This window comes from Mucilaginibacter phenanthrenivorans (genome assembly GCF_024721155.1).
GTDB classification, from domain to species: domain Bacteria; phylum Bacteroidota; class Bacteroidia; order Sphingobacteriales; family Sphingobacteriaceae; genus Mucilaginibacter; species Mucilaginibacter phenanthrenivorans.
The window spans coordinates 22,379-47,290 of the sequence record NZ_JAHVAP010000003.1; the positions used below are offsets into that span (position 1 = coordinate 22,379).

At 46.2% G+C, this 24,912-nt stretch carries 24 protein-coding genes and 1 pseudogene; 15 read left to right on the plus strand and 10 right to left on the minus strand.

Annotated features, from left to right (window positions below; genetic code table 11):
• Nucleotides 1-283: 283 nt before the first annotated feature.
• The 3 genes from KXD93_RS06595 to KXD93_RS06605 form a co-directional block, all read right to left on the minus strand.
• The gene (locus KXD93_RS06595) at nucleotides 284-2,485 is read right to left on the minus strand and encodes a tetratricopeptide repeat-containing sensor histidine kinase (RefSeq protein ID WP_258136152.1); all 2,202 of its coding nucleotides are present in this window, start codon (nucleotides 2,483-2,485) and stop codon (nucleotides 284-286) included.
• A 37-nt stretch (nucleotides 2,486-2,522) separates the two neighbouring features.
• Complete coding sequence (locus tag KXD93_RS06600) at nucleotides 2,523-3,902, minus strand: sigma-54-dependent transcriptional regulator (protein ID WP_258136154.1); 1,380 nt, start codon at nucleotides 3,900-3,902, stop codon at nucleotides 2,523-2,525.
• A 245-nt stretch (nucleotides 3,903-4,147) separates the two neighbouring features.
• Entirely contained in the window at nucleotides 4,148-4,606 is a 459-nt protein-coding gene (locus tag KXD93_RS06605) for an Ohr family peroxiredoxin (RefSeq protein ID WP_258136156.1), read from the minus strand.
• A gap of 418 nt (nucleotides 4,607-5,024) precedes the next feature.
• Between KXD93_RS06605 and KXD93_RS06610 the strand changes: the two genes are divergently transcribed.
• Nucleotides 5,025-5,321 (plus strand): hypothetical protein, encoded by a 297-nt coding sequence (locus KXD93_RS06610; RefSeq protein ID WP_258136158.1) that lies wholly within the window; start codon nucleotides 5,025-5,027, stop codon nucleotides 5,319-5,321.
• Between the two features lie 125 nt (nucleotides 5,322-5,446).
• Here the strand turns inward: KXD93_RS06610 and KXD93_RS06615 are convergent, their stop codons facing one another.
• The 3 genes from KXD93_RS06615 to KXD93_RS06625 form a co-directional block, all read right to left on the minus strand.
• A complete protein-coding gene (locus KXD93_RS06615; protein WP_258136159.1) occupies nucleotides 5,447-6,937 on the minus strand; it encodes a catalase in 1,491 nt (496 codons plus the stop codon).
• A gap of 185 nt (nucleotides 6,938-7,122) precedes the next feature.
• The gene (locus KXD93_RS06620; protein ID WP_258136160.1) at nucleotides 7,123-7,920 is read right to left on the minus strand and encodes an adenylate/guanylate cyclase domain-containing protein; all 798 of its coding nucleotides are present in this window, start codon (nucleotides 7,918-7,920) and stop codon (nucleotides 7,123-7,125) included.
• 93 nt (nucleotides 7,921-8,013) lie between these two features.
• The gene (locus KXD93_RS06625) at nucleotides 8,014-8,439 is read right to left on the minus strand and encodes a DoxX family protein (RefSeq protein ID WP_258136161.1); all 426 of its coding nucleotides are present in this window, start codon (nucleotides 8,437-8,439) and stop codon (nucleotides 8,014-8,016) included.
• Nucleotides 8,440-8,785: 346 nt separating this feature from the next.
• Here KXD93_RS06625 and KXD93_RS06630 point away from each other — a divergent pair, with 346 nt between their 5' ends.
• The 11 genes from KXD93_RS06630 (at nucleotide 8,786) to KXD93_RS06680 (ending at nucleotide 18,986) form a co-directional block, all read left to right on the plus strand.
• Nucleotides 8,786-9,736, plus strand: coding sequence for a heme-binding domain-containing protein (locus KXD93_RS06630; protein WP_258136163.1), 951 nt, complete (start codon nucleotides 8,786-8,788; stop codon nucleotides 9,734-9,736).
• 18 nt (nucleotides 9,737-9,754) lie between these two features.
• The gene (locus KXD93_RS06635) at nucleotides 9,755-10,219 is read left to right on the plus strand and encodes a hypothetical protein (protein ID WP_258136164.1); all 465 of its coding nucleotides are present in this window, start codon (nucleotides 9,755-9,757) and stop codon (nucleotides 10,217-10,219) included.
• A 43-nt stretch (nucleotides 10,220-10,262) separates the two neighbouring features.
• Complete coding sequence (locus KXD93_RS06640; RefSeq protein ID WP_258136165.1) at nucleotides 10,263-10,973, plus strand: type 1 glutamine amidotransferase; 711 nt, start codon at nucleotides 10,263-10,265, stop codon at nucleotides 10,971-10,973.
• 292 nt (nucleotides 10,974-11,265) lie between these two features.
• Nucleotides 11,266-12,567, plus strand: a complete 1,302-nt coding sequence (locus KXD93_RS06645; RefSeq protein WP_258136167.1) for an epoxide hydrolase family protein — start codon at nucleotides 11,266-11,268, stop codon at nucleotides 12,565-12,567.
• 39 nt (nucleotides 12,568-12,606) lie between these two features.
• Nucleotides 12,607-13,857 carry an MFS transporter gene (locus KXD93_RS06650; RefSeq protein WP_258136168.1) on the plus strand — a complete coding sequence of 417 codons (1,251 nt, stop codon included), beginning with the start codon at nucleotides 12,607-12,609 and terminating at the stop codon, nucleotides 13,855-13,857.
• A gap of 137 nt (nucleotides 13,858-13,994) precedes the next feature.
• Entirely contained in the window at nucleotides 13,995-14,735 is a 741-nt protein-coding gene (locus KXD93_RS06655) for an SDR family oxidoreductase (RefSeq protein ID WP_258136169.1), read from the plus strand.
• 190 nt (nucleotides 14,736-14,925) lie between these two features.
• A complete protein-coding gene (locus KXD93_RS06660) occupies nucleotides 14,926-15,288 on the plus strand; it encodes a winged helix-turn-helix transcriptional regulator (protein ID WP_258136171.1) in 363 nt (120 codons plus the stop codon).
• Nucleotides 15,289-15,486: 198 nt separating this feature from the next.
• On the plus strand, nucleotides 15,487-16,542 hold the full coding sequence (locus KXD93_RS06665) for an alpha/beta fold hydrolase (protein ID WP_258136172.1): 1,056 nt from the start codon (nucleotides 15,487-15,489) through the stop codon (nucleotides 16,540-16,542).
• A gap of 89 nt (nucleotides 16,543-16,631) precedes the next feature.
• Nucleotides 16,632-17,090, plus strand: a complete 459-nt coding sequence (locus tag KXD93_RS06670) for an organic hydroperoxide resistance protein (protein WP_258136174.1) — start codon at nucleotides 16,632-16,634, stop codon at nucleotides 17,088-17,090.
• A 167-nt stretch (nucleotides 17,091-17,257) separates the two neighbouring features.
• Entirely contained in the window at nucleotides 17,258-17,734 is a 477-nt protein-coding gene (locus KXD93_RS06675; protein WP_258136175.1) for a nuclear transport factor 2 family protein, read from the plus strand.
• Between the two features lie 10 nt (nucleotides 17,735-17,744).
• On the plus strand, nucleotides 17,745-18,986 hold the full coding sequence (locus tag KXD93_RS06680) for an epoxide hydrolase family protein (RefSeq protein ID WP_258136177.1): 1,242 nt from the start codon (nucleotides 17,745-17,747) through the stop codon (nucleotides 18,984-18,986).
• 106 nt (nucleotides 18,987-19,092) lie between these two features.
• On the opposite strand, the gene KXD93_RS06685 is transcribed toward KXD93_RS06680, so the two are convergent.
• The 4 genes and pseudogenes from KXD93_RS06685 to KXD93_RS30610 all read right to left on the minus strand — a co-directional run.
• A complete protein-coding gene (locus tag KXD93_RS06685) occupies nucleotides 19,093-19,470 on the minus strand; it encodes a winged helix-turn-helix transcriptional regulator (protein ID WP_258136179.1) in 378 nt (125 codons plus the stop codon).
• Nucleotides 19,471-19,595: 125 nt separating this feature from the next.
• Entirely contained in the window at nucleotides 19,596-20,216 is a 621-nt protein-coding gene (locus tag KXD93_RS06690; RefSeq protein ID WP_258136180.1) for a TetR/AcrR family transcriptional regulator, read from the minus strand.
• A gap of 26 nt (nucleotides 20,217-20,242) precedes the next feature.
• Nucleotides 20,243-20,866, minus strand: coding sequence for an ATP-binding cassette domain-containing protein (locus KXD93_RS30605; protein ID WP_373417353.1), 624 nt, complete (start codon nucleotides 20,864-20,866; stop codon nucleotides 20,243-20,245).
• Between the two features lie 516 nt (nucleotides 20,867-21,382).
• A pseudogene (locus KXD93_RS30610) lies at nucleotides 21,383-21,745 on the minus strand (ATP-binding cassette domain-containing protein); the annotation flags it as partial.
• A 333-nt stretch (nucleotides 21,746-22,078) separates the two neighbouring features.
• Here KXD93_RS30610 and KXD93_RS06700 point away from each other — a divergent pair.
• The 3 genes from KXD93_RS06700 to KXD93_RS06710 all read left to right on the plus strand — a co-directional run bounded on the left by KXD93_RS06700 (nucleotide 22,079) and on the right by KXD93_RS06710 (nucleotide 24,838).
• The gene (locus KXD93_RS06700) at nucleotides 22,079-23,110 is read left to right on the plus strand and encodes a sensor histidine kinase (protein WP_258136182.1); all 1,032 of its coding nucleotides are present in this window, start codon (nucleotides 22,079-22,081) and stop codon (nucleotides 23,108-23,110) included.
• A complete protein-coding gene (locus tag KXD93_RS06705; RefSeq protein ID WP_258136183.1) occupies nucleotides 23,091-23,852 on the plus strand; it encodes a LytR/AlgR family response regulator transcription factor in 762 nt (253 codons plus the stop codon). The genes KXD93_RS06700 and KXD93_RS06705 overlap by 20 nt, the downstream gene beginning before the upstream one ends.
• Nucleotides 23,853-24,022: 170 nt before the next feature.
• Entirely contained in the window at nucleotides 24,023-24,838 is an 816-nt protein-coding gene (locus tag KXD93_RS06710; protein WP_258136184.1) for an SDR family NAD(P)-dependent oxidoreductase, read from the plus strand.
• Nucleotides 24,839-24,912: the final 74 nt, after the last annotated feature.

Below are 24,912 nucleotides of genomic sequence, written 5' to 3' on the forward strand. Positions count from 1 at the left end.
AGATTAACGATCTGATTAAGAAATTTTAATTAATGCCGTTCAGTAGGGATGGACAAAAAATTCGCCCAACTGACTGCCAGTAATTGCAAAGGTTATGCCGTGAGCTATGGAGTTGATAGCCAGTAAATTGGATTATGTTGCAAAGCATTAAAATCATTTAATATCATGATATCATGATATTAATGCGAAATGCAATGATAGTGAACACTTTGAGAATCTGCCGGGCGGCGATTAAGCAAGATGAGGATTAAGGATTTCGTCGGCTGGTATTAATACGGGCCAACTAAAAATATGACGTGGCCGTCGGAGCAAATGATACATGGATACGGGTGCCATTGGAGGCATCGAACATGATTTGCCCGTTGATGTCCCCGCATAGACCCTTCATTAATTCAATTCCCAGCGTACCGGACTCGTTAACGTAAAGGCATTTGGGAATGCCGATCCCATTATCTGTCATTTCCAAATGAATATTTTCGTCAGATTGGTATAAGACAATGCCTATTTTTCCTTTTCCATTTTTGGGGAATGCATATTTAATAGCGTTTGTAACGGCTTCATTGATGATGAGACCTAGCGGAATGGCATAAGCAATATCCAGGGTTAGCGCATCAACTTTTATTTCAAAATCAATCTCACCGGCAACACCAAAGCTCTTCTCTAGATTAAGCATCAATTCACTGATATACTCTGCCATCTCTATCATTTTGATCTTATCCGACCGATATAGTTTTTGATGTAATAAAGACATGGCAAAGATTCGGTGCTGGCTGGTCTCTATCGCCTTCAAAGCTTCGTCTTTGAGATATTTTGCCTGTGACTCCAGTAAAGAAATAACCGTATGTAAATTGTTTTTTACACGGTGGTGTACCTCTTTTAAAAGCCATTCTTTCTCATGGACCAGTTGCTGCAAAATTTCGTTCTTGCGGGCCGTGGCCTTATTGGTTCTTCGGGCGGACCGCGCCTGCCGGTAAAGGAGGCCCGCAATAATCAAAACCAAACTTAAACCGGCGGTAATCCAGTTTCTTGTTGAGTCAGCGTGTAGCAGTTTTAATTGCTGATACTTTGAATTATTCTGTAATTGCTGTATATTTTTATTTTTTTGTTCGGTTTGGTAAGCGATCTGCAATTCTTCTATCTGTTTGCTTTTTTCCGAACTGAAAATGGAATCCTTCAACCTGTTACTTTCCTGCAAATATTTGATGGCGCTGGAATAATGCCCGGCTGCCGAATCGACTTTAAAAAGAAGTAAATAGGTATCCTTAATAAAGCTGACGAATGCGGTAGCTTTGTAACCCGCCAGTGCGTTGAGCAGGTAAGTCCGGGCAAATGCTTCTCTGCCGGTATTCACATAAAATTTTCCGATTACGAAATTATAGACGGCGCCATCATATACAGAAAGGTCATGGGAATGACTGTTCATCAAAAGCAATAATTGTTGATAGCTTTTTTCTGCGAGCGGGTATTCTCTTAATGCGTAATAGCAGTCTCCAACCTGCCTTTGAAACAACATCAAAGCGTTAGGACTTGCTAATTGCCTTTTATATTCATGATCCAAAACGAACCGCAATGCCTCCTGAGGCTTGCGCTCAGCGATCAGGTTGCTGGCTATGGAGCCGCGAATAAGGGCTAAGCCGTCATATTGCCCTTTCTTTAAACAATAGTCGAATGCCTTTTTGGCCCAGATGTTACTTTCTGATGGGTTGCCTAATAAACTGTATATTAAACGCAGCCGGCCGTAGGAGGTGGCTAGGATATTAGCGGTATCCAAACTTGAGCGGATCGCATGCTGTGTCTTAAACGCATATTTTAGCGCCTTTTCATATTTTCCTTTAGTGGTATACAAGCCGGCAAGCCTGTCGTAACAATTTAACAGGTCCTCGTTTGACGTAGCCGGATCGGAAGATATTTGAATCAATTCCTTTTCAGCGGAATCCAGTTTATGTTCTTTAATGTGAACTTCGGCCATGTATTTCAGCAGCGTTAACTGCGCTTTTCTGTCGTGAAGCTGCCGGCTAAGCCTGGTCGCTTGCCAGAGAAAGGATTGATATGACGGGTCTGGCCGTGGTTTATCGGTCATTCTTTCAATTAACGCCAGTAGCGCTGCCAGTTGACCTTGGCTATCGCCGGTTCTTAAACAGTCACTGATAAGCGGCAAAAAGAGCTTCTCAAGATTCAGGTCTGGTTTTTTGCTATATTGGATTTTCGCTCCTACAAGATTAATGCTGTTTTGATAATGAACGTTACGGAATTGCTCATTGAGCTTTTTGGCCTGGTCCAAATAAATTTCCGCAGAATCGGTTTTGCCTTCAGCCGGCAGGTCATCATAAGAGGCGGATAAAGCGATGAGTACTGCCAGACGCGGCGTATCCTGGCCTATGTTTTTGAGCTTTTTAAGTAACTGTTCTCGGTCCTGGTTCTTCAACTGGGCAAAAGCGGTCACAGTTATGAAAAGAGTCAGGAACGATGTTGACAGTTTCTTCATTGAATGTTTTAAAATGCCAAATATAAGGATTCAATCATCAACCGAATTGTTTGGAGATCCCGAGCTTGACCATTCTTGATTTGAGGGTGGAAGAGTTGATATGGAGCAGGTCTGCCGCACCTCCGGGCCCATATATTTTCCAGTTGCATTTGGCCAGAGCATCCAGGATGTGATCGCGTTCGTTATCGGTCATTGACTTCATGCCTTTCGGCTCTGCACTGCCGGCGACAGTCTGCCTGAAGACCGGCAGGACTACCCGGTCGATCAGGCGGCCCTCACAAAGCAGAACGGACCGTTCGACCAGGTTGATAAGCTGCCGGACATTGCCTGGCCAGGGATAATCAAGTAAAGCCTGCCGGACTGGTTCAGAAAACCCGGAGATGTGCTTGTTATTGGCAGCCGCGAATACACCCAGGTAATGTTCGGCGATCGGCATGATATCCGCTTTCCTTTCCCGCAGTGGTGACAATTCTACCGGGAACACGTAAAGCCGGTAATACAGGTCCAGCCTGAACCTCCCGGCCGCGATCTCTTCTTCCAGGTTCCGGTTGGTGGCCGCAATGATCCGGACATTGACCTTCTTTAGCTTTCCGCCTATCGGGCAGATCTCTTTTTCCTGTAGTACGCGGAGCAGTTTTGACTGGATCTCCAGCGGCATTTCCCCGATCTCATCCAAAAAGATCGTGCCGTTTTCAGCCTGTTCGAACTTGCCGATCCGCTTGTCTGCAGCACCGGTAAAGCTTCCCTTTTCGTGCCCGAAAAGTTCGGATTCGATCAGTGTGGGCGATATGGCTGCGCAGTCAACGATGATCAGCGGCTTTTTACCGCGTGCAGAATGATCATGGATCGCCCTTGCCACCAGTTCCTTGCCGGTTCCACTTTCTCCAAGGATCAGCACCGGGCTTTCAGCAGCAGCGGCGATCTGTATCAGGCGGGCGACATCTTTTAGCCCTGAACTTTTTCCGGCCATTCCAAAGTTATCTGTACCCCCGTTTTTCAGATCGGCCGGGGCTTTAGGCTTAGCGGCAGCACGTGCCAGCGAACGGTGCTCGTTGTGCAGGTCTGCGGCAATGTCCAGCATGGCCAGCACATCCTTTTCACGAAATGGTTTGACCAGGAACCCATAAGGTGAGGTCTGCTTGGCGAGCTTAAATGTCTGCTCGTCCGAATTAGCCGAGAGATAAATGAAGGGAATGTTACGCTCCTTAAGCACGGGCGCGAGGTCTATTCCCGTCTTTTCTCCTTTCAGAAAGATATCCAGCAGCACCAGGTCAGGCGGGTCCGAACGCAGTATCCTGAGCGCTTCATCCACCGACCGGGCGACAGAACAAACCTCATACCCTGCCAGCTCTAAAACCTTCCGGAGATTGTTTGCCTCTATAAACTGGTCCTCTACTATTAATACTTTACCCTTCATAACGCCTTTAATTTCGTTTTTAAGATTAGCAGTATCAAAATTCTGAATTGCTTTTTATACCTCTAAACGTGAAAAAAAAGCGCAGCAAATTTAAATACAAAATACGATTTTAAGTTGAAGATACAGGAACATACCGGGGTAACCAAAACTGGAGTGGTAACCTTCGTTATACCAGATAGCCAATGTTGACCAATCAGTCTGAGCAACGCCCCGCTTTCCAGTTGTTTGACTGGCGATTATTTGCCTCAGATCACCACATTGATCTCCATATCGATATTATTTTGCGTGATCTTCGAATAGGGACATAGCTCATTAGCGCCGATAACAATAGCATTGGCATCCTCAAAGGATAAGCCCGGCAGGTTTACATATAACCGTGCCTGAAGGTGGGTGTTTTTATTTAAGCCGGCAAGCGCGACCTCAGCGTCTACAGAAACATGACGTGGGATCACTATCTCTTGCTTTAAGGCATAAACATTGATTGCGGCCATAAAATTGGCCGCCCATCCTGCCGCGAATAATTGTTCCGGGTTCGTTCCTTTGCCGGGGATACCCGACGGATTAAGGGTAACATCCAAACACCCGTCATCACTTTGCGCAGTATCGTTTCGTCCGCCGTTGGTGCGGACCTTGCCGGTATTAATGATCTTGTCGATGTGTAATGCCGCAGCAGCTGCCTCTTTGGCAACATGGCTATCTTTCATTTCTATTTTGTTTTATTGATGCTGCGAAATTCGCAGCGGTTATTTGATCACCTACTAATTCAATGTATCTACCGATCGGGTGAATGATCGGTTTAAACATCACAAACTTAAGATCAACGCGCTGGATCGGAAACGAATGAACATCTGAAGCGGACAGATTGCATTTTCAAACGGACTTTTTGGGGCAGGAACTAACTTAACTGTTTGGTCTTCGGTTGATCGTTAACACTTCTTCTATCGTCCGGAACTTACCAGGTTCTATTGTCATTCATCGTCATGATATCTCACCGGAATTTTCATGATATCATGAATTCCCAAATATTAAATTCTTGAATTATCGCATAAGTTATTGATTGTTAAATAATTATGAGTATGGCATGATGTTTTCGTTACCGGTATTAGGCTTTTAATGATCAACATGATGAAAAACAATGACAAAAGAAACCGCAGATTGAATGGTTCCATTACCAAAAGGGTCATTGACCTGCACCATAAGGGTTATCACTTCGATTTTCTGATGCTGGAAGACTGTATCCTGTTGTGCGCACAGAACAACGAGCGGCTGCCGGTGCATGCGGTACAGATTCAGATTGTCGACCAGGGATACGACCAGCTGACACAAAGCTTTAAGTATATCCATACCATTGACACAGGTAACGGAGACCTCGGTGTACTGTTAATGGACAGGTTTTTTAATAACGGAAAGCTTGCCTGAAAATGCACTCAGATCTGGATTTACGGCGACTTTGCCGCAGTCGTCCGTAAAACGCATAAAGCTGGGTTATCCGGCTTTATGATAAACCGGCCCGCGGGAGTCGCAGGGCCGGTTTGATGTGTTACTTAGGGGTTAACTATAGGTTTCATCTCATAGCCCTCGTAGTCGTTTACTACCTGCATCGATAATCCCAGCGCACCGGCAACACCTTTACCGTATTCCGGGTCAGCCTTATAACAGTTCCTGATATGACGTATTTGGATAAACTGCGCTGCGCTGCCAACCGCTGCTGCGGTATTCATAAACAGCAACTGCTGCTGCTCAGGTAACATCAAACGGAACAGGTTGCCGGGCTGGCTGTAATAATCATTATCCTCCCGGTGATCCCAATGGCCTGCATCACCATTTATCTTAAGCGGAGGTTCGCTGAAATCCGGCTGTTCCTGCCACTCGCTGAAACTATTGGGCTCATAAGACTTGGCACCCCCATAGTTTGTATCTGTACGCATGGCTCCATCCCGGTGATAAGAGTGGAAAGGACATTTCGGTGCGTTAACAGGGATCTGATGGTGGTTAACGCCTAAACGGTAGCGTTGCGCATCTCCGTATGAAAATAATCGGCCCTGCAGCATCTTGTCCGGAGAAAAGCCAATACCCGGAACAACCTGGGCAGGATTAAAGGCAGCCTGTTCCACTTCTGCAAAGTAGTTCTCCGGGTTGCGGTTCAGCGTCAGTTCACCTACCTGGATCAACGGGTAATCTCCATGCGGCCATACTTTGGTCAGATCAAATGGATTGATAGGATAAGAGTCGGCAGCTTCCTCCTCCATGACCTGCACATACATCGTCCACTTTGGAAAATCTTTTCTTTCTATACTTTCAAAAAGGTCACGCTGGTGGCTTTCCCGGTCGTGGCCAACCAGGGCAGTGGCCTCCTGTTCCGTCAGGTTTTGAATGCCCTGAGCGGTTTTGAAGTGAAATTTAACCCAGTAACGTTTTTGATCATTGCTAATCAGGCTGAAAGTATGACTGCCAAAACCGTCCATATGCCGGTAGCTTTTCGGGAGTCCGCGGTCACTCATAACGATAGTAACCTGGTGCAGGGCTTCCGGAAGCAGCGTCCAGAAATCCCAGTTGTTATCAGCGCTTCGCATATTCGTTCTCGGATCTCTTTTAACCGCATGGTTAAGGTCCGGAAATTTTAAAGGGTCCCGCAAAAAGAAGACAGGTGTATTATTTCCTACCAGATCCCAGATACCTTCTTCCGTATAAAATTTGATGGCGAAGCCCCGGATATCGCGTTCTGCGTCGGCTGCGCCGCGCTCGCCGGCTACTGTAGAGAAACGCAGAAATAACGGGGTTTCTTTGCCCACCTCCGCAAACAGTTTTGCCCTGGTATAACGGGTAATATCATGAGTGACTTTGAATACACCGAAAGCTCCGGAACCTTTGGCATGCATGCGTCTTTCAGGAATGACCTCCCGGTCAAAGTGAGCCATTTTTTCCAGGAACCACGCATCCTGCAGCAATGCAGGTCCGCGTCTGCCCGCAGTCATGATGTTTTGGTTGTCTGTTACCGGCGCCCCGGTGCGATTGGTTAATTTTTTGTTGTCCATTTTTTGATTTCGTTGAGGATCGTAAAAGAATTAAGAAATGCATAATCATTTCAGGCAGCTGAAAATAGGGAGGTATCATTTCCGGAGCTACGGGATCATGGTTGAAGCGGGCATTTTTAGGGTTCAGCCGGGCAGGGAGCCTCTTGGCCATTTCCCACCGTCCGCCACTAAAGGCGTACCTTTGATTAACCGGCGATCGCCATGAAATAATCCATTTCCATCGTATGATGAGATAAATTTCTGGCATATGATTTCCCGGCGAGCCAAACGGTTTGCAGGGTTTGTACTCCGGCTACTTTCAGGTGACGCCGCTCATGGTTCAGGCTCTTTTTATGATCATCGCTTAACAGACTATAAAAAGCATCGGAAAGGATCAGATCATTATTCTGGTGCTTGGTCTGTTCCTGCAGTCTGGCAGCGACGTTAACGGGCAGGCCCATAACGGATAGCGGCATTTCAGGACTATGTGCGTATTCAACAACAACGCCGCCGGCATTCAGGCCAACACCTGCCTGCAGCGGAAACCCGAACTTAGCCATCACATATTCGCGGTTGACAAAATCCAGGGCTTCATAGATCATCCTGGCGCTTTGCAGCGCGTCATTGGCAGCTGTTTCGGGGTTCGTTTCCAAGCCGTAAACCGCGTAGAGACTGTCGCCAGCCCGGTCTACGACGCGGCCACCAAAATTATCGATGATCTTAACAAAAAGGTCCAGCAGCTTTTTAACGGTTTGGACATTTTCAAGCTGTGATCCGGATTGGAGGAAACCGGTAAAGTTCCTGATATCCAAAAAAAATATGGCCAGCTCTTTTTCCATCACCGTTTGCTCGGCTTGCCCTGAGGCGGCTGCAGCATTAGCCTCGGGACATAACAGGCCGCGCCGCCCTGCTGAGCAGTCGTCCTGGATCAGGTCAGCTAAGGAAAGTGTACCAGTGTCAACACCTGATTGGAGATATTGCGGCCGATCATTTATATATTTCATGTTCATAGTTCTTTATCATCTGCGGGATCCTGTTAATTCAAAAGTCAGTTCCTCAATTAACAGGAACTGACTTGTAAGGCGCTAACCAAGGTTTTAGGCATCAACTTTTCCAACTGAAAATTCGTTGTCAGCCACTGCAGTATTATAGGTTGCAGGATAAAGTTTACGAAACATCGTGTAGGTCACCGCTACCATGATAAATGCAATAATTGCGTCGATGGTTGCCGGAAATCCAAGCACCGCGATCTTAGAAAGGAAAGCAAAAGTGATGTCGAAAAAGATGCCCGCGAATACCCATTCTTTTAACCGCAGTAATTTGTTCGGTGTTAAAAGAACTGCAACCCCGGATAGTTTGGCAACGCCTAAAATGTAGATAAAGTGAGGCGGGTACCCAAGTTTAACGGTGATACCCCAAATGACCGCGTTATGGGTCAGTTCTCCAAATCCGCTGGCTCCGAACCATAATGAAGTTAATGCAGCTCCGATCCAGTAAATTGTTTTTGTTGTTTTAAGTGTCATGGCTTATGTTTTTAAAATTTATGAAACAAATGTCACTCACAACACAAATTAATAACAGCACAAACCACCTGAACTGGACGCTTCGGCCCGTTAACCAGACACTTTGAGGCTCAGCGCTTCAGCCTTGCCGGTCAGGAAGCAAGGACTTGATCTGATGTCATCAACTGTAATCTGACAATTCATCCGGCGGGCTGCAGGCAGAGATATAGCGCCAAACATACGATGCCCGGATCAATTGCCGATATGCCCGGTTCAACCCTGACATTGTCGGCACGGGAGGGATTCTAATGGCCTATCAGCGCACCAGCCAATACTTTTACTTATAGTAACAACTACAAAATAAATAATGAAAAAGTCAAAAATGAATCCCTTAAAAATGATTTTCGCATTTCTGGCAATAGCCATCGTGATCGTTATACCCCTGCAGTTTTCCTCGCCGGTGATCGAAAATCCCCCGGTCAAAAGCGAGATCGAACTTCCCGGGGACATTCAGGCAATATTGCAAAGAGCGTGTTATGACTGTCACTCAAATCATTCCCAAACGGCTTGGTTTGACCGGATTGCTCCTGCTTCCTATTTGGTTGCGCACGATATAAAAGAGGGTCGGACGAGGTTTAATTTTTCAGATTGGAAAGCGAATCCGCCTGCCGTACAGGAATTATTGCTGTGGGAAATGGTAAATGCCATCGAAGAGCATAAAATGCCCTTGAAAAGCTATGTCATGGTTCATCCGGCTGCCGGGATTTCGGCAGCTGAACTCACTGCATTAAAAAGCTACGTCAACTCGCTGCCGGGCAGGCATAAAATTGATACCGCCAGAATTATCAGATCTGCCGGCGCTCCTGGTGCGGCTTCAAAAACAGCCGGTACCAATGCGCCCGTTTCGTTAAATGGGATAAAGTACTCAGGCGATTACCAGAACTGGAAGATCATCAGCGTTACCGATAAGTATGATGGAGGAAGTATGAGGGTGGTCTATGGAAATGACATCATGGTAAAAGCCATTAAACAGCGTCAGCTGCCCTTTCCCGACGGCGCGAAGATCGTGAAAGCAGTATGGGGTAAGCAACATGAGGATAAGGTGGGGAATATCTCGCCCGGAAACTTTCAAAATGTCCAGATCATGATCAAGGACAGTAAGAAATATAAGTCAACCGAAGGCTGGGGATTTGCCAAGTTTGAAGGGCTCCGGCTCAAACCATCCGGCAAGACGGCTTTGTTCGCTACAACCTGTATCAACTGCCACCGATTGCTGGTGCCTGAAAGTGATTTTGTATTTAACATACCGACTAAATAACTTACCAAAAGAAAGATCATGTTAACCAAACCAATTTATGCAGTCCTACTGGGCGTATTGCTGGTATCCTGCAGCCAAAGTAAACACCCTGCGCTGGCGCCTGAATACCTGTACAATGCAGGTGACCAGAAAGTGATCAGCTCGCTGATCAACAATAAACATCACACCATCTCCATCATTTACGGCAATGGACCGGCTTTGCGTTCAGCTCAGGATACCGTTAGAACCCACACTGCCGGAGAGCAATATGTAATGGTAACCTGGAGACAACGGCCGATGCCGCATTGGTATGGAACAAATATGAACGGCAAAATTCTGGCCGTCGAAACCGTTACAGTTGCTCAGGATCCTGCCGGTAAGATAGGGTACTCGTACCTGCTAAAAAACACTGGAGGAAATAACACTATTGAACCGGATGTCAGCAGGGAGCAACGGATCCAGCTGATCACCGGTCAGCCGGCCGCAGTATTGCCGGAGAATTAGGGATTAGGGAAACCGCATATGGGAATGATAAAGAGGAATTACAATGACTTTACACGTATTACAGCATGTGAAATTTGAGGGTCCCGGCTTTATTGCTGATTGGGCAACGATAAATGGTCATCAATTGACCTTTACCAGGTTCTACGAACCCGGCTATCAGCTTCCTGGTCTGGAAGAACTGAACGCGCTGGTGATCATGGGCGGCCCTATGGATGTATTTGCGGAACACGAATTCAGCTGGCTTCATGCTGAAAAAGTTTTTATAGAAGATTGTATACAGGCTGGTAAAAAGGTGCTCGGAATATGCCTTGGTGCGCAGCTCGCATCATGGTGTTTAGGTTCGATGGTAGGTGTCGCCCCGCATAAAGAGATTGGCTGGTTTCCGGTCACCACAACTAAAGACAGCGAAAGATTACCCTGGTTCTATGATTTATTTGCCGGCGATCCGGTCGTGCTTCATTGGCATGGGGACAAATTTCAGATCCCTTACGGTGGATTTGAGCTGCTGCGATCTGCTGGTAACCGGAATCAGGCTTTTCTTTATAATAACAATGTGCTTGGGCTGCAGTTCCATCTGGAAACTACCAGCGAAACATTGGCCCTGATGATTGAAAACTGCAGAGATGAACTGCAGCCGGCGAAATTCATACAATCTGAAAATGAAATGCTGACCGGACTTATTCACATAAAGGCTAACCAATACATGATGACCCGGATACTGGATAATTTCCTTAACGATACCGGCGTACAATAAAACCCCTGGCAATAGGGGTAAATGATGCTGAAGGTGTACCATGTACGCCTTTTTTTGTAGCCGGTGGTCAGGATTGTCAAGCAATGAATTTTTTGATAAACTCTTTTTTCGCGCACCCGCTCAGAGAATTCAGCACGCATCACTTCGCGATTAAGCGCATCCTGTTCAGGGGCCGGAATGCCCGATACACGGGGCAAATCGCCCGCTTAAACCTGTCCTTTATAGGCTGATATACTGCTCAGAAATACTTTTGATTCATCACTACACAGAAATGCAAAAAATAGACTCAAAAATGAAAACTAACATCAAAATCTACAGCAGGCTTATTGCAACCAGTATCCTGCTAACTACAGGCATTGCCAGTTTTGCACAAACCGGAACAGCCGGGGGCACCGATCAGGTGACTGCTACCGGCGATCAGTCGATCCGGCCTTTTAAAGCTGAAATTCCGGAAGCTGCGATCGCAGATATGCGTAAAAGAATAGTTGAAACCCGCTGGCCGGCAAAAGAAACCGTTGCAGACCAGTCACAGGGGATGAAGCTGGAAAAGCTACAAGAGCTGGCCAGCTACTGGGCAACTGATTACGACTGGCGCAAAGCGGAAGCAAAATTAAACGCCTATCCGCAGTTCATCACCAATATCGATGGACTGGATATTCACTTTATACATGTTCGTTCTAAGAACCCGAATGCGATGCCCATGATCATGACCCATGGCTGGCCCGGTTCTATCTTTGAATTGCTGAAGGTGATCGGTCCGCTGACTGATCCTGTCGCTTATGGCGGTAAGGCAGAAGACGCCTTTGATTTGGTCATCCCGTCGATCCCCGGATTTGGCTTCTCAGGTAAACCAACAGCTACCGGCTGGGATTCGGATCATATCGGGCATGCGTGGGCGGAACTGATGGCGCGACTGGGTTACACAAAATATGTATCACAGGGGGGCGACTGCGGTTCGGTGATCTCGCAGCGGATGGCAAAAAACCACGAAAAAGGTTTGATCGGCATCCATGTGAATATGCCTGCTACTGTTCCGCCGGAAATCGCCAAAGCCTTAACCGATGGAGATAAGGCACCGGCCGGATTATCGGCTAAAGAGCTGGAAGCATTCAAGACACTTGATATCTTTTACCGTAAAAGTACCGGATACTCCGGCATGATGGTAACCCGTCCGCAAACGATCGGTTATAGCCTGGCGGATTCACCGGTTGGACAGGCTGCCTGGATGTACGACGAATTCGCAGGCTGGACATTTTCTGGCGGCGACCCTGAAAAATCATTGACCAAAGATGAAATGCTGGACGATATCTCCCTGTATTGGCTGACCAACACCGGTGCCTCATCTGCAAGGATCTACTGGGAAGATCATTCCAACAACTTCAATGCGGTTAATTTAACCCTTCCGGTAGCCGTGACCGTTTTCCCCGGAGAGATCTACAAAGCGCCTAAAACATGGGCAAACAGGGCTTATCATAACCTCATCTATTTTAATGAAGTGAACAAGGGCGGGCACTTTGCTGCCTGGGAAGAGCCACAGCTGTTCAGTGAAGAGATTCGCAAAGCTTTCAAATCCCTGCGCCCTTTAGTTAAATAAAAGACCAGTTCCAATTAAAAGGCACACGCCATATTCATTATGCAAAGCATCTATCCGAACCCGCAGCAAAATGCCGCTGCGGGTATTGTAAGCCATCCCGGTCAGAAGAAGAATACGGTATTAGGAATTGCCGGTCTGGTATTGGTTGCGCTTGCGCTGCGGCCGTCACTCGTTTCGGTAGGCCCGGTATTGCCCCTGATATCGCAAACATTCCACTTGTCCCATACCACTGCCAGTTTGCTGACAGCTATACCGGATCTGCTGATGGGGTTAATGGCGCTGCCAACGCCATGGCTGGCTCACCGGCTTGGCAGGGATAAGCTCATCATAATTGCGATGTTCATTTTATCGGTATCGACCGTGGCAAGAGCATTTTCGCCGAACCCGTTTGTCCTCTTATTGACTACTGCCGGAGTTGGGACAGGTATCGCGGTAACCGGCGCGCTTTTATCGGGTTTCATAAAATCGAGCTACGCTAACAGGGCGGTATTGGTGATGGGAGTATATACGACCGCCTTGTGCATAGGCAGTACAATACCAGCTTTTCTAACAGCTCCAATTGCTTCCTTAACAGGAAGCTGGCGTTTTGCTACAGGTATATATGCGCTACTCTGCTTCATCGGGATGATCGCATGGTATGTTTTAAGCCGGCATCACAAAAATGTTAATACCGCCAATGTGCAATTGAGTAAGCATGTTTCATTACCCTGGCGCAATTTAAGCGCCTGGAAGATTGCCATTTTCTTTGCGTGTAACAACCTTCTTTTTTATGCTTTACTGGCCTGGCTGCCGCTGATGTTCCTTGAAGCGGGAAAGCCCGGCGCATCAGCCAACAGTATACTCGGCTATTTAACCTCCGCACTGATCGTGGGCACACCTGCCGTTAGTGCTTTGTCCAGGTCTCATGACCGGCGCATATGGTTGGCCTGCTGCTCTTTACTCACCCTGGCCGGCATATTGATGATCGCTTTTTTACCCAGCGTTTTCCCCGAGTTCGTTGTTTTTTTCACCTCACTGGGATTAGCCGGCACTTTCACACTGGGAATGACACTTCCGCTCGATAATACCAATTCACCTGCTGAGACCAATGCCTGGACAGCATTTACACTACTCATCGGTTATTTGATTGCAGCAACCGGCCCCTTATGTGTAGGCATTTTACGGGATCTTACCGGTAGTTTTTCATCATCATATTTTTTGCTGATCAGCGTATCGGTTATTATGCTGCTGCTGTCTTTTACGCTAAAACCGCCGGCACAAAAGTCTATGGAAAGAACTGCTTGGAAATAATACAACACGCAGGAGGCAATTTCTAATTGTTAAACGAATGTCATAACCGATGGAAAAGGCTGGTAACATCTGTTATACTGGTAACAAAATTATATCACACTCATATTACTTTTGTTGAAAAATTAATAAGACACAAAATGGAATCTTTAAAAGGAAAAAAAGCCCTGGTAACAGGTGGAAATAGCGGTATAGGTTATGCTGCTGCAAAAGAATTAATAGCACAAGGTGCAGAAGTGATCATCACCGGAAGACGTGCCGATGCAGTGAAACAGGCTGCGGCTGAATTAGGTGCAACTGGTCTGGTTGCCGATCAGGGGAAAGTTTCCGCGATCGAAGAACTGGCCGGGCAGGTAACTAAAAAATTCGGTAAGATCGACATCCTGTTCATCAACGCCGGAGTGCTGGGCGGAGCAGCTATTGAAAGTGCCAGAGAAGAGGATTTTGATTACGTAATGAACGTAAACTTCAAAGGTGCTTATTTCACGCTGAGTCGCTTCATCCCGATCCTGAACGATGGTGCGTCTGTAGTATTCCTATCCTCTAACGTTGCACATATCAATTCCGCAAATTCCTCTATGTATACATCAAGCAAAGCAGCAATCAATTCCGTGATGAGGATCGCTGCGGCAGAACTGGCACCGCGTAAAATACGTGTGAATGCAGTGAGTCCGGGCCCTACACAAACAGAGATCTTAAATAAGCTCGGATTGGATGAGGCAGCCCGTAAAGGTTTAGACGACTGGATGATCTCAAAGATTCCCTTAAGGAAGATCGGGAGTGCGGAAGACGTGGCCAAGCTGGTTGCTTACTTCTGCGGGGATTCGGCCAGTTTTATAACTGGCGCAGAGCTCGTGATCGACGGCGGCTTTAGTCTGTAAACCACTTTTTGCGGCGGTATCAAGATCAGTTTTATTTTGTCGCTCTATGCATAGTTGTCCTTGACAACTGCAAAGCGCGGGTGATTTCATCTGCGCTTTAATTCATTTAAGCCGTTGCGCAACAAACTGGCATTCGCTCGATTTAAAACAGGATGATATATTTTGTAATCAACTTATAATTGAAGATATAATGAATGAAGAGTTAATAAGAAGAGCCCGCGAAGTGCTTTCTGACCCGCGGAATCAAAAGGAAGAGGTTCAGGCGCTCCAGGATACGATATACGTGGTAGGCGGCAAATGGCGGCTTATGATTATTAATTCGATCTGCAATGGCAACAGGCGGTTCCGGGATATTTACAGAAGCATACCAGAAATGTCCACCCGGATGCTGTCCCGTGAACTGAAGGACATGGAAGCAAACCAGTTGATTAAAAGAACGGTCATACCCGCATACCCGGTCATTGTGGAATATACAGAGACAGATTATTGTCTTTCCTTTGGCGGGATCATTCTGGAAATGATCAACTGGGGCAAAATGCACCGGGAGAAATGAAGGCTACCTGAATTGCTTCAAGTCAGTTTGCTGGCGTACTTCACTGCACGTTCAGGTTTGAAAATGCCTGATCAGCCATCCAAATTGTCCACTTCAGGGTGTCGCTTATTTCCATACGGGCAGCTTGAAACTACATTTGTTCAGTCAGACGATCAGCGTGATCCAATGCCATGAATCAAAAAGTAAATCACTAATCATATGGAAAATCAAAATGGTCTTAATCGCCGCCGCTTTCTGAGCATCGCCGCTGTAGGTGCTGCTGCAGCCCAATTTGCCGGCTTAAATTTGCTCCAGGCTAAGCCTATAGCTAAATCCTCAAACAAATTCAAAGGGATCCAATCCGATCTTCGCACCCTCAGCATCAAGCAGGTTAAAACATCGCTGCTCGATATCGGCTATGCTGAAGAAGGACCCGCCAACGGCCCCGTTGTCATCCTGCTGCATGGCTGGCCTTATGATATCCATAGCTTTGCCGATGTATCCGCTCTTTTAACTGCGCAGGGTTACCGGGTACTGATCCCGCATTTACGCGGACATGGAACCACTAAATTTTTGTCTGCTCAAACTGCCAGGAACGGTCAGCAGGCCGCAATTGCTTCGGATATCGTGGAGTTCATGGATGCGCTTAAAGTTAAAAGTGCAGTGATCGGTGGCTTTGACTGGGGCGGTCGCACAGCGGACATTATCGCGGCATTATGGCCGGAGCGCTGTAAAGCCCTCATTTCCGTAAGCGGCTATCTTATTGGCAGCCAGGAAGGAAACAAAAAACCGTTGCCGCCGGTAGCTGAATATAGCTGGTGGTACCAATATTATTTCGCTACCCAACGCGGATACGATGGCTACAAAGCCAATACAAATGATTTTGCCAAACTGATCTGGCAATCAGCATCGCCGAAATGGAAATTCGATGACGCTACATTCGCCCGTTCGGCCGCGTCTTTCAATAACGCGGATCATGTCGATATCGTTATTCATAATTACCGCTGGCGCCTGGGCATCGCTCAGGGCGAGAGCCGCTATGACGGGTATGAGAAAAAGCTAGCTGCTTTTCCCGGTATCACTGTGCCCGCCATAACGCTGGAAGGAGATGCCAACGGTGCGCCGCACCCTAAGCCGGCTGACTACGCTATCCATTTTAAAAACAAATACAAGCACTATACGCTGGACGGCGGTATCGGACACAATCTTCCGCAGGAAGCACCAAAAGCATTTGCAGATGCGGTCATAGAGGCGGCAGCAATGGCGCAAGGATAAATATCAGTAACCTATTGTTTCAACCATCACCTGCATGGCCTGACCCGGCATAGCAGATGATCATTTATCAAATATATATCATAACAAAAATGGAAAATCAACCAATCGTTGAATCAGCAAACACATCGGGAAACCTGATCAGTAAGGTACTTTATACCGGGAAAGTTCACATCACAGGCGGACGCGAAGGCGCCGCAAAAAGCAGTGATGAACGTCTGAATGTAACGTTGTCTGCGCCGGGAGGTGCCGGCAGCGGAACTAATCCCGAGCAGCTTTTTGCCGCCGGATGGTCAGCATGCTTCATCGGTGCTATGCGTCACAATGCGGCTGCACTGCAGATAGCACTGCCTCAGGACACCGCTATCGATGCCGAGGTTGACCTGGCAACCGGCCCTGACGGCTTCACTCTGCAGGCGCGCCTTAATGTAAGCCTGCCGGGATTGTCATTAGCGGATGCCAGTAAAGTGATCGAGGCAGCTCATCAAACCTGTCCTTATTCGAAAGCCACACGTGGCAACATCCATGTGGAAATCAATCTGTCTCTTTAAAGATCAATGAGATCATAGGGTTTAACGATAAAAGTTTCAGCTGATACCAAGGGTAATACATCGTATCCCTTTGGTATCAGAGAATTGTCAGTTTGTGGTATCATTGATTATACTGGTATAAATATTATACCAGTTATCGGCTACTTTTGAATAAAATAATATTGAAAATGGAAATCACTGATTTAGAGAAATTAAAGATAACCGACGATTTAAGAGCCGTTATGGCCCGGTATGTCCGTTATGCTGACAACAAGGACTGGGTTAGCCTCGCAGGGTCATTTACACCTACTGGAGTATTCACACCCTTAAATGAGGAAGGAGTAGCTATCAGGGTAATGACCGGCAGGGAGGACATATCCGCTAAACTGTTAAAGAGCGTGGGACGCGCCAAAGCAATTCATCACCTTTTTTCCTTTGAAATCGAAGTTGAATCTGATACCCGGGCGAAAGGAATCTTTGCAATGGAAGATTATCTTATTCGTCCTGAGGATGAAAAATTAGTAGCTCAGCAGGGAAGTGCGATGCCTCCATTCAGGAGGATGCACGGCTTTGGTCATTACCACGCTGATTTTATAAAAACAGATGGTGAATGGTTTATCAGCAACCTTAAACAAACGAGGATCAAATTAGAGTTCACCTATTAATTGAAGGAAAATGAATAGTAAAGTAAAGCCATTTAAAATTGATGTAAGCGATGAAGTTCTGAAGGACCTGAACAATCGGCTGTTAGCTACACGCTGGTCAAATGACCTGAACAATGAGGATTCTTTTTATGGTATAAAGACCGAGTATTTAAAAGACCTGGTGAATCACTGGACTCATATTTATGACTGGAAGGAGCAGGAAAAGAAATTAAACGCCTATGATCAATTTAAAGTCACGATTGATGAACAGCCGATTCATTTTCTGCATGTAAAAGGAAAGAATAAAAATTCTATACCGATCATTCTGTCACATGGCTGGCCATGGACCTACTGGCACTGGAGCAGGATTATCCAGGCGCTGACAGATCCTGAAAGTTTGGGTCTTAAGTCGGAGATCACATTTGATGTCGTTATACCTTCGCTTGTGGGATTTGGCTTTTCAACGCCGGTAAAAGACGGAACAATGAATTTTTGGAAAATAGCGGATCTTTGGCAAAAATTGATGACAGAAGAGTTGGGCTACAAAAAGTATGCTGCTGCGGGATGTGACTATGGTGCCCTTGTCACTAACCAATTGGGGCATAAGTATGCAGAGAGTTTAATTGGAATTCATTTAGGCAAGGAAATGTCGCTTCGTATCTTCCAAAGTGAACGTCCCTGGGACCTGACCGAAGGTCATCTGGTTCCTGAAAGTGCGTCGCCGGAACTTAGGGAGGGCATATTAAACTTCCAGCGTACTTACGCCTCGCATGTAGCGGTTCACATGCTTGATGCGCAAACGATCACGCACGGATTAAACGATTCGCCGGCAGGCATGCTTGCCTGGGTACTTCAGCGATGGATGAAGTGGAGTGACCAAAGCATTAAGTTCGAGGAGGTATTTTCGAAAGATGAGGTGATTACGTTTGCAATGATCTTTTGGCTTAATCAGGCCATTGGCAGTTCCATCCGTTCTTATGCGAATGCTGCAAGGTATCCATGGAAGCCATCACATCAGCGTCAGCCTTTGATAGAAGCGCCGGCTGGGTTTACTTTTTTAAACGGTGACGCGTTTCCGCCTAATGCCACGGTAGAAAACAGGATTAAGATTTTTGAGAACGGCACATCATCCAAACAATTTAACACGGTCTATGCCAAGTCCTATCCAACAGGGGGGCACTTTGGCCCATGGGAAAATCCGGCGGCTTTCATTGAGGGTATTACGGAGACATTTAGTTTGCTGGCGAACAAAGTCTCAGATTTTCATCGTTAAACACTAATTTTCCATAGAACAAAGCCCGTCAGCAGGAGGGTTTTGTTCTATGGATCTCAGCAATTGAGGTTGTCCGGCGAAGGGTTTGATTCATATTGCAAATAAATCAACTCTTTTTGATTCGTTCCCTGTGAGTTTTACCCCATTTGATCATTTCCAGGATAATATCCCCGAATGATCTGCAATAATCTGTCGCCGTGTATTCAACCGATACCGGTGTAGTTGGTGTGACTGTTCTTTTTATGAGCTGGTTGGCTTCCATCTCTTTTAGATCCAGGGAAAGCATTCTTGTGGTAATACCCGGAATACTGCGTTCGATCTCCCGGAAGCGCGTGTTCCCGTTACAGATCGAATTGATAATGGGCAATTTCCATTTTCCTCCAATTACGTAAATGGCATCCTGTAATGCCTGTACTTCTTCTTTTTGATTTCGTGGATTAGAGAGTACCTCCCTTACCATCTCAAGCCGTTTTTCGTCAATCATAGGTATATGTATAGCTACTGATTACAAAAGTATACCTTTTTTTGCATTCAAGCCTCAGTCCCGGGTATTTAGTTCACCAAAACGGCAGCGGCCTGTCCTTAAGATGGGTAATGCCTGTCTTCGTTTTACATTTTAACATGGTCGGTCTTTCCATCTTTTGTTTTGAAGATCATTTGGTAAACGAGGTCTCGCCGCTCCTGAATGATCTTATTGAAATCGTCCTTAGCCAATTGAAAGAATTGCTGGTACAATGGTGCCATAATAATAGGATAAGACAGCAGGGAAAAAAGGTTGATCAGAAAATGGACCGGGTTCATTTTATCAATGGTGCCGGCCTCCATTTCCCTGGCGACCTCTTCCAGAAATGAACTTACCGGTCCCTCTTTAATTTTAGTGACCAGTTTGTGACCGGCATTATTGATCTCTGTCACCATAAATGTTTCTTCATAGGGATAGGCGATCATTTCGGCCAGGTATATATCGATCAGTTCTTCTATTTTTTTAGGAAAAGGATGATCTGACAGCATAGCCTGATCAAGCCGCAAGCTCAGCGCGGTCATCGACTCCTCAAACACCTGAGATATCAGCTGATTCCTCGTTCTGTAATAATAATGTACCGCGGAACGGTTGATTCCCGCCGCATCGGCAATGTCCTGGGTCGTTGCGTATAATTTTCCTTCAGCAAATAAAAGGCGCTTGGCTGCATCTTTGATCAATCGTTCTGTTCCGGTATCTTTAAGTGGCATATGTTAATTAATTTAAGATGGAATTGCTATAATCTGATTGCTTTGTCCATAACGATATCTTTTATGAACTGCTCATCGTGCGAAATAACGACCAATGTACCATTATAAGTTTTTACGGCAGCAGTAAGTATTTCGAGGCTTTGCACATCCAGGTTATTTGTCGGCTCATCCAGTATCAGCATATCAGGGGTATTGGTGGTGACAGCAAGGCAGCAAAGCGATAATTTCATTTTTTCTCCACCGCTTAGATCTCTGCTCTTTCTATCCCAGGAGTGTTTCGGAAATTGGGAATAGATCAGTAACGATCTGAGCTGATGTTCCTCCAGATTCCTGCTATTGTAGTGTGATACCTGCTCAAAAACACTTAAACCCCCGTCGATAATGGTATAATCCTGATCAAGGTGCAAATACTGGAAGTCGCTGCGGCTGATCTGCCCCTGCATCGGTTCGGCTTCACCAGTGATTATCCGGATAAGCGTTGTTTTTCCTTTGCCGTTATTACCGGCGATCTGCACGCGCTCGCCCGACCGCAGCTGAAAACTTAAAGGCCCCCAAAGCCAACCATTACCATAGCTGTAATTAATCTTCAAAGCATCTACCAGCAACTTACCGCGATGAAGTCCTGATGAATGTATATCTATTTTGAGCACCTGGTATTGTTGGATCTGGGAGCGTAACTGCTGTATGTTATGTGCAATTCCAGCAGTCTTTTCCTCCTGGATATCCAATACTTTCGCCGTACTCTGTTCGGCTTTACTTTTCAGTCCCCCGGCAATGATCCTCGGCAGCGAATTGGTTTGACCTTGCGACTTGCCCCTTGCTTCTTTTTTTTGCCGCTGTTCGGTCAGATCACGGGCTTTCTGCTGCGCCTGTTTGAGTGACTTTGATTGTTCATCGAACTGCGAGGTCAGGGCATTTAACTTGCCTTCCTTTTGATCCCGGTAGAAATCAAAATTTCCGCCGAATACTTCCAGTCCGAATTTAGACAGTTCTATTGTTTTGTTGATCAGATTCAACAGCTTCCTGTCATGACTGACGACGAGGATCGATGAGCGGCTGGAGGTAAGGAGCTGGTAAAGTTTGGATCTGCTGTCGCCATCAAGGTGATTGGTAGGCTCATCGAGTAAGATGATCCCGGGATCCCATATCGTGATGCCGGCTAAGAATATCCTGGTCTTTTCTCCCCCGCTCAGCTCCTGCATTAACTGCTCGGGAGAAACATGGCTGATGTCCCAATAGCTGAGCGCCGTATTTAATTTATCTTCGATCTCCCAGTCATCCTCCAGATCATCATACAGCGACAGGTCAGGATCTCCGGCTGTGATCGCTTTGAACGCCTTCAGCTTTTTTGCTATGCCAAGTGCCTGCGCGATGGAATACTGATCGTATTGCCCAAGGTGCTGGGGAACGAACCAGGGTTTTTCGCTGACGACAATTTCGCCGCCTGTCGGTGTTACGACGCCTGCAAGAAGTTGCAGAAGCGTGGATTTGCCCGCACCATTATTTCCAACCAATGCAGCCTTTTCCCCTTTGCCTATACTCAGATTAAGGGATTCAAATAGGATTTCCTTGTCAGGATGATGGTACCTTAAGGCATTAACCACTATACTCATAATTGAGCCCCTTTTTACTTTAACATCACACGAAGCGGCGGCAGCAAAGATAGTCAACATTTTTATTCAACAAAATTGTTTAATAAAAATTGATTCACTTTTTTTGACTTGTATAACTCAAAACCACTATTGTCTGATTGGGGCTAATATGTGTCCGGTTCAAAGCTTAAGGACTCGCTTCGGCGTTTCAGATCTGTAAATTTGAACAGTATGCCAGTTCTTTTTAAATTTGAAAGACCAGGATTTAAAATGAAAGATAAAAAAATGAATAATAACATCAGGATCGCACCCGCAGTCATTTGGGGCAGTTCGATTTTCCTGGGATTGCTATCCTCTGTTCCGCAGATCGCGGCCATGCACTTTAATGCCTTGGAGGCCGCGGTGAATGCCGGAATTACGACGACATTCGCATTGGTGATGTGGTACTTCAACATCTTTATGCTGTCAAGGCACCCGGCTAAAAAAGTAAAACAAACCATTTCCTATGCCCGGTTGATCGAAAGCCTGCTATTCGGCTTGCTGATCATGCTGGCACTGGCCTGGATCCAGCAACTGATCCTATCGCATATCAATTTCGGTCCGGTCATGCTAATGGTTGAAGTCCGCGGCATACTGATCAATCTTGTATTCTATATGTTCCTGCATGTCGTCCAGCAGAACTATGAGAACCAAACGGTCAGCATGGAGCTGGAACGGATCAAAAGCGACAACCTGGGTGCAAAGTATGAACTTTTAAAACAACAGGTTAACCCGCATTTTTTATTTAATAGCCTGAATACACTCAAAGCTATGGTAGAGACCGGCGATAAGGACGCTGTGGACTTCATATTGAAGCTTTCAAACTTTTACAGGTACACGCTGGAAAGCCGCAAATTGGATCTGATCCATGTTTCGGAAGAAATGGAAATCGTGAAGGCTTACCTGTTTTTACAAAATGCACGTTTTGAAGGTGGTTTCACTTTTCAGGACGACTTGCCCGAACAGGTATTGCAAACGCTCATCCCGCCATTTACACTCCAGCTGCTGGTAGAAAACTGCATTAAGCACAACATCGTTTCACTGGAGAAACCGCTGCATATCCGCTTATTTATGGAAGATGATCAGATCATCATTGAAAATCCCATCCGGCTAAAAATGGGCGAGAACAACTCGCTTGGCGTAGGCCTTAAAAATATCCAGTTGCGTTACGGCCACCTGCTGGAAAGGGAGATACAAATTAATAATGACGGTAAACTTTTTCAAATTAAACTTCCCATCATAAATGAATATAATCATCATTGAAGACGAGCTAAAAACAGCTAAGTCACTTGAAAATATAATCTTAACGCTAAGACCCGAAGCCAGGATCACCGGCCAGTACCAAAGCATTGAAAGTTCGGTAGCGGCGCTGGCAAATGATCCGCAGCCTGATCTGATCTTTATGGATATCCAGCTGGCCGACGGATTATCCTTTGAAATCTTTAAAGCAGTGAAGATCACCGCACCCGTCGTCTTTTGCACCGCATTCGATGAATATTCGCTCGAGGCATTTAAAAGCAATGGCGTGGATTATGTGCTTAAACCATTTTCAAAAGATGACATCGCTCGGGCGCTGGCTAAGGTTGATGAGCTCAAGAACTTTTTTCAGCAAAAAGTGCTGCCCGATCTGGGTGACCTCCTGAGTAAATTAGGGTCTCCGGCAGGTAAGACCACCTTTCTGGTCTTTAAGAATCAGAAATATGCTACCATTCAAACAGAGGATATTGCCTTCTTTCATATCAGGAATGACAGTACATCGATCATGTGCTTCGATCAGCAGGAATTTGCCATCAATCAGTCACTCGACCAGGTAGCGGGATCTGTATCGGCCAAACAATTCTTTAGAGTGAACAGGCAATTCCTCGTAAACTTCAAGGCGATCAAGGAGGTGGAACATTATTTTCTCCGAAAGCTATACGTGAAACTGGTTATTCCAACTCCTGATAAACTGCTGATCAACAAAGAAAAATCGCACAGTTTTTTAACTTGGATGGAGGATCGTTAATGCTTTGCTGATGTCAATCATTCTTTTATAAAATAAACCGGCGTTGTCCGGCCGTCACCGGCGATCCTGGCCTCCGCATTATCGTTTACGGTGACACATTTCACCGGATTCGGTGATTCTTTAAGGCAATTCCATCAACGAGCTTTGAGGTATTTAAATACCTGATGGAAATGAACAATTCAAAAATTATATTTATTACTGCCGCCTCCCGTGGATTCGGGAGGATATGGGCGGAAGCGGCCCTGGAAAACGGCCATAAAGTTATTGCCACGGCCAGGAATGTCTCGGCGCTGGATGGGCTTAAGGCCAGGTATGGCGAGGCCGTACTGCCGCTGCAGCTTGATGTGACCAACCGGGACGAGGTATTCGCCGTCGTAGCGGAAGGCAGCAGGCATTTCGGGGGCTTAGATGTCGTGATCAATGTCGCCGGGTTTAGCTTATACGGCATGATCGAAGAGACCACTGAGAGAGAAGCTCGAACTCAGCTGGAAACCAATTTGTTCGGCCCGTTATGGGTAACCCAGGCTGCGCTGCCAGTCATGCGTTCGCAACGTTCAGGGCATATTATCCAGGTTTCCAGTATCGGAGGCATAATAACTTTCCCAAGCCTCGGCATGTACCACACCTCTAAATGGGGATTGGAAGCTTTTTCTGAAACGTTGGCCCAGGAGGTAAAGGACTTTGGAATAAAAGTAACCCTTATTGAACCGGGAATATTTGAGACCAGCAAAGATGAAAACCCACCGGTACAGGAAAACAGGATTGCAGCCTATGATTCGGTAAGAGCGGAATTGTACCGGCAATTCAACATAAAAAAAGGAAATCCCCACGCTACAACCGGCCTGATCCTGAGAATTATTGAAGAAAAAGCGCCCCCCTTGCGCCTGTTCCTCGGCGACATGCCTTATCCGCTGGTCATTAAGCAGTATGAAGAACGGCTAAAAACCTGGTCAGCATGGAAGGATGCTGCTGAAGCCGCGGGGTAACGTCGACATCCGCACTGATATTCATAAACTTATCTGATCTGCTTGAAATGAAAAAAAATCAATCCAATATTATT

Bases quoted from the DNA above. Each gene is read 5' to 3' on its own strand.
- KXD93_RS06595 (WP_258136152.1), bottom strand. From the start codon at position 2,485: ATGAAGAAACTGTCAACATCGTTCCTGACTCTTTTCATAACTGTGACC.
- KXD93_RS06600 (WP_258136154.1), bottom strand. From the start codon at position 3,902: ATGAAGGGTAAAGTATTAATAGTAGAGGACCAGTTTATAGAGGCAAAC.
- KXD93_RS06605 (WP_258136156.1), bottom strand. From the start codon at position 4,606: ATGAAAGATAGCCATGTTGCCAAAGAGGCAGCTGCTGCGGCATTACAC.
- KXD93_RS06610 (WP_258136158.1), top strand. From the start codon at position 5,025: ATGATGAAAAACAATGACAAAAGAAACCGCAGATTGAATGGTTCCATT.
- KXD93_RS06615 (WP_258136159.1), bottom strand. From the start codon at position 6,937: ATGGACAACAAAAAATTAACCAATCGCACCGGGGCGCCGGTAACAGAC.
- KXD93_RS06620 (WP_258136160.1), bottom strand. From the start codon at position 7,920: ATGAAATATATAAATGATCGGCCGCAATATCTCCAATCAGGTGTTGAC.
- KXD93_RS06625 (WP_258136161.1), bottom strand. From the start codon at position 8,439: ATGACACTTAAAACAACAAAAACAATTTACTGGATCGGAGCTGCATTA.
- KXD93_RS06630 (WP_258136163.1), top strand. From the start codon at position 8,786: ATGAAAAAGTCAAAAATGAATCCCTTAAAAATGATTTTCGCATTTCTG.
- KXD93_RS06635 (WP_258136164.1), top strand. From the start codon at position 9,755: ATGTTAACCAAACCAATTTATGCAGTCCTACTGGGCGTATTGCTGGTA.
- KXD93_RS06640 (WP_258136165.1), top strand. From the start codon at position 10,263: ATGACTTTACACGTATTACAGCATGTGAAATTTGAGGGTCCCGGCTTT.
- KXD93_RS06645 (WP_258136167.1), top strand. From the start codon at position 11,266: ATGAAAACTAACATCAAAATCTACAGCAGGCTTATTGCAACCAGTATC.
- KXD93_RS06650 (WP_258136168.1), top strand. From the start codon at position 12,607: ATGCAAAGCATCTATCCGAACCCGCAGCAAAATGCCGCTGCGGGTATT.
- KXD93_RS06655 (WP_258136169.1), top strand. From the start codon at position 13,995: ATGGAATCTTTAAAAGGAAAAAAAGCCCTGGTAACAGGTGGAAATAGC.
- KXD93_RS06660 (WP_258136171.1), top strand. From the start codon at position 14,926: ATGAATGAAGAGTTAATAAGAAGAGCCCGCGAAGTGCTTTCTGACCCG.
- KXD93_RS06665 (WP_258136172.1), top strand. From the start codon at position 15,487: ATGGAAAATCAAAATGGTCTTAATCGCCGCCGCTTTCTGAGCATCGCC.
- KXD93_RS06670 (WP_258136174.1), top strand. From the start codon at position 16,632: ATGGAAAATCAACCAATCGTTGAATCAGCAAACACATCGGGAAACCTG.
- KXD93_RS06675 (WP_258136175.1), top strand. From the start codon at position 17,258: ATGGAAATCACTGATTTAGAGAAATTAAAGATAACCGACGATTTAAGA.
- KXD93_RS06680 (WP_258136177.1), top strand. From the start codon at position 17,745: ATGAATAGTAAAGTAAAGCCATTTAAAATTGATGTAAGCGATGAAGTT.
- KXD93_RS06685 (WP_258136179.1), bottom strand. From the start codon at position 19,470: ATGATTGACGAAAAACGGCTTGAGATGGTAAGGGAGGTACTCTCTAAT.
- KXD93_RS06690 (WP_258136180.1), bottom strand. From the start codon at position 20,216: ATGCCACTTAAAGATACCGGAACAGAACGATTGATCAAAGATGCAGCC.
- KXD93_RS06700 (WP_258136182.1), top strand. From the start codon at position 22,079: ATGAAAGATAAAAAAATGAATAATAACATCAGGATCGCACCCGCAGTC.
- KXD93_RS06705 (WP_258136183.1), top strand. From the start codon at position 23,091: ATGAATATAATCATCATTGAAGACGAGCTAAAAACAGCTAAGTCACTT.
- KXD93_RS06710 (WP_258136184.1), top strand. From the start codon at position 24,023: ATGAACAATTCAAAAATTATATTTATTACTGCCGCCTCCCGTGGATTC.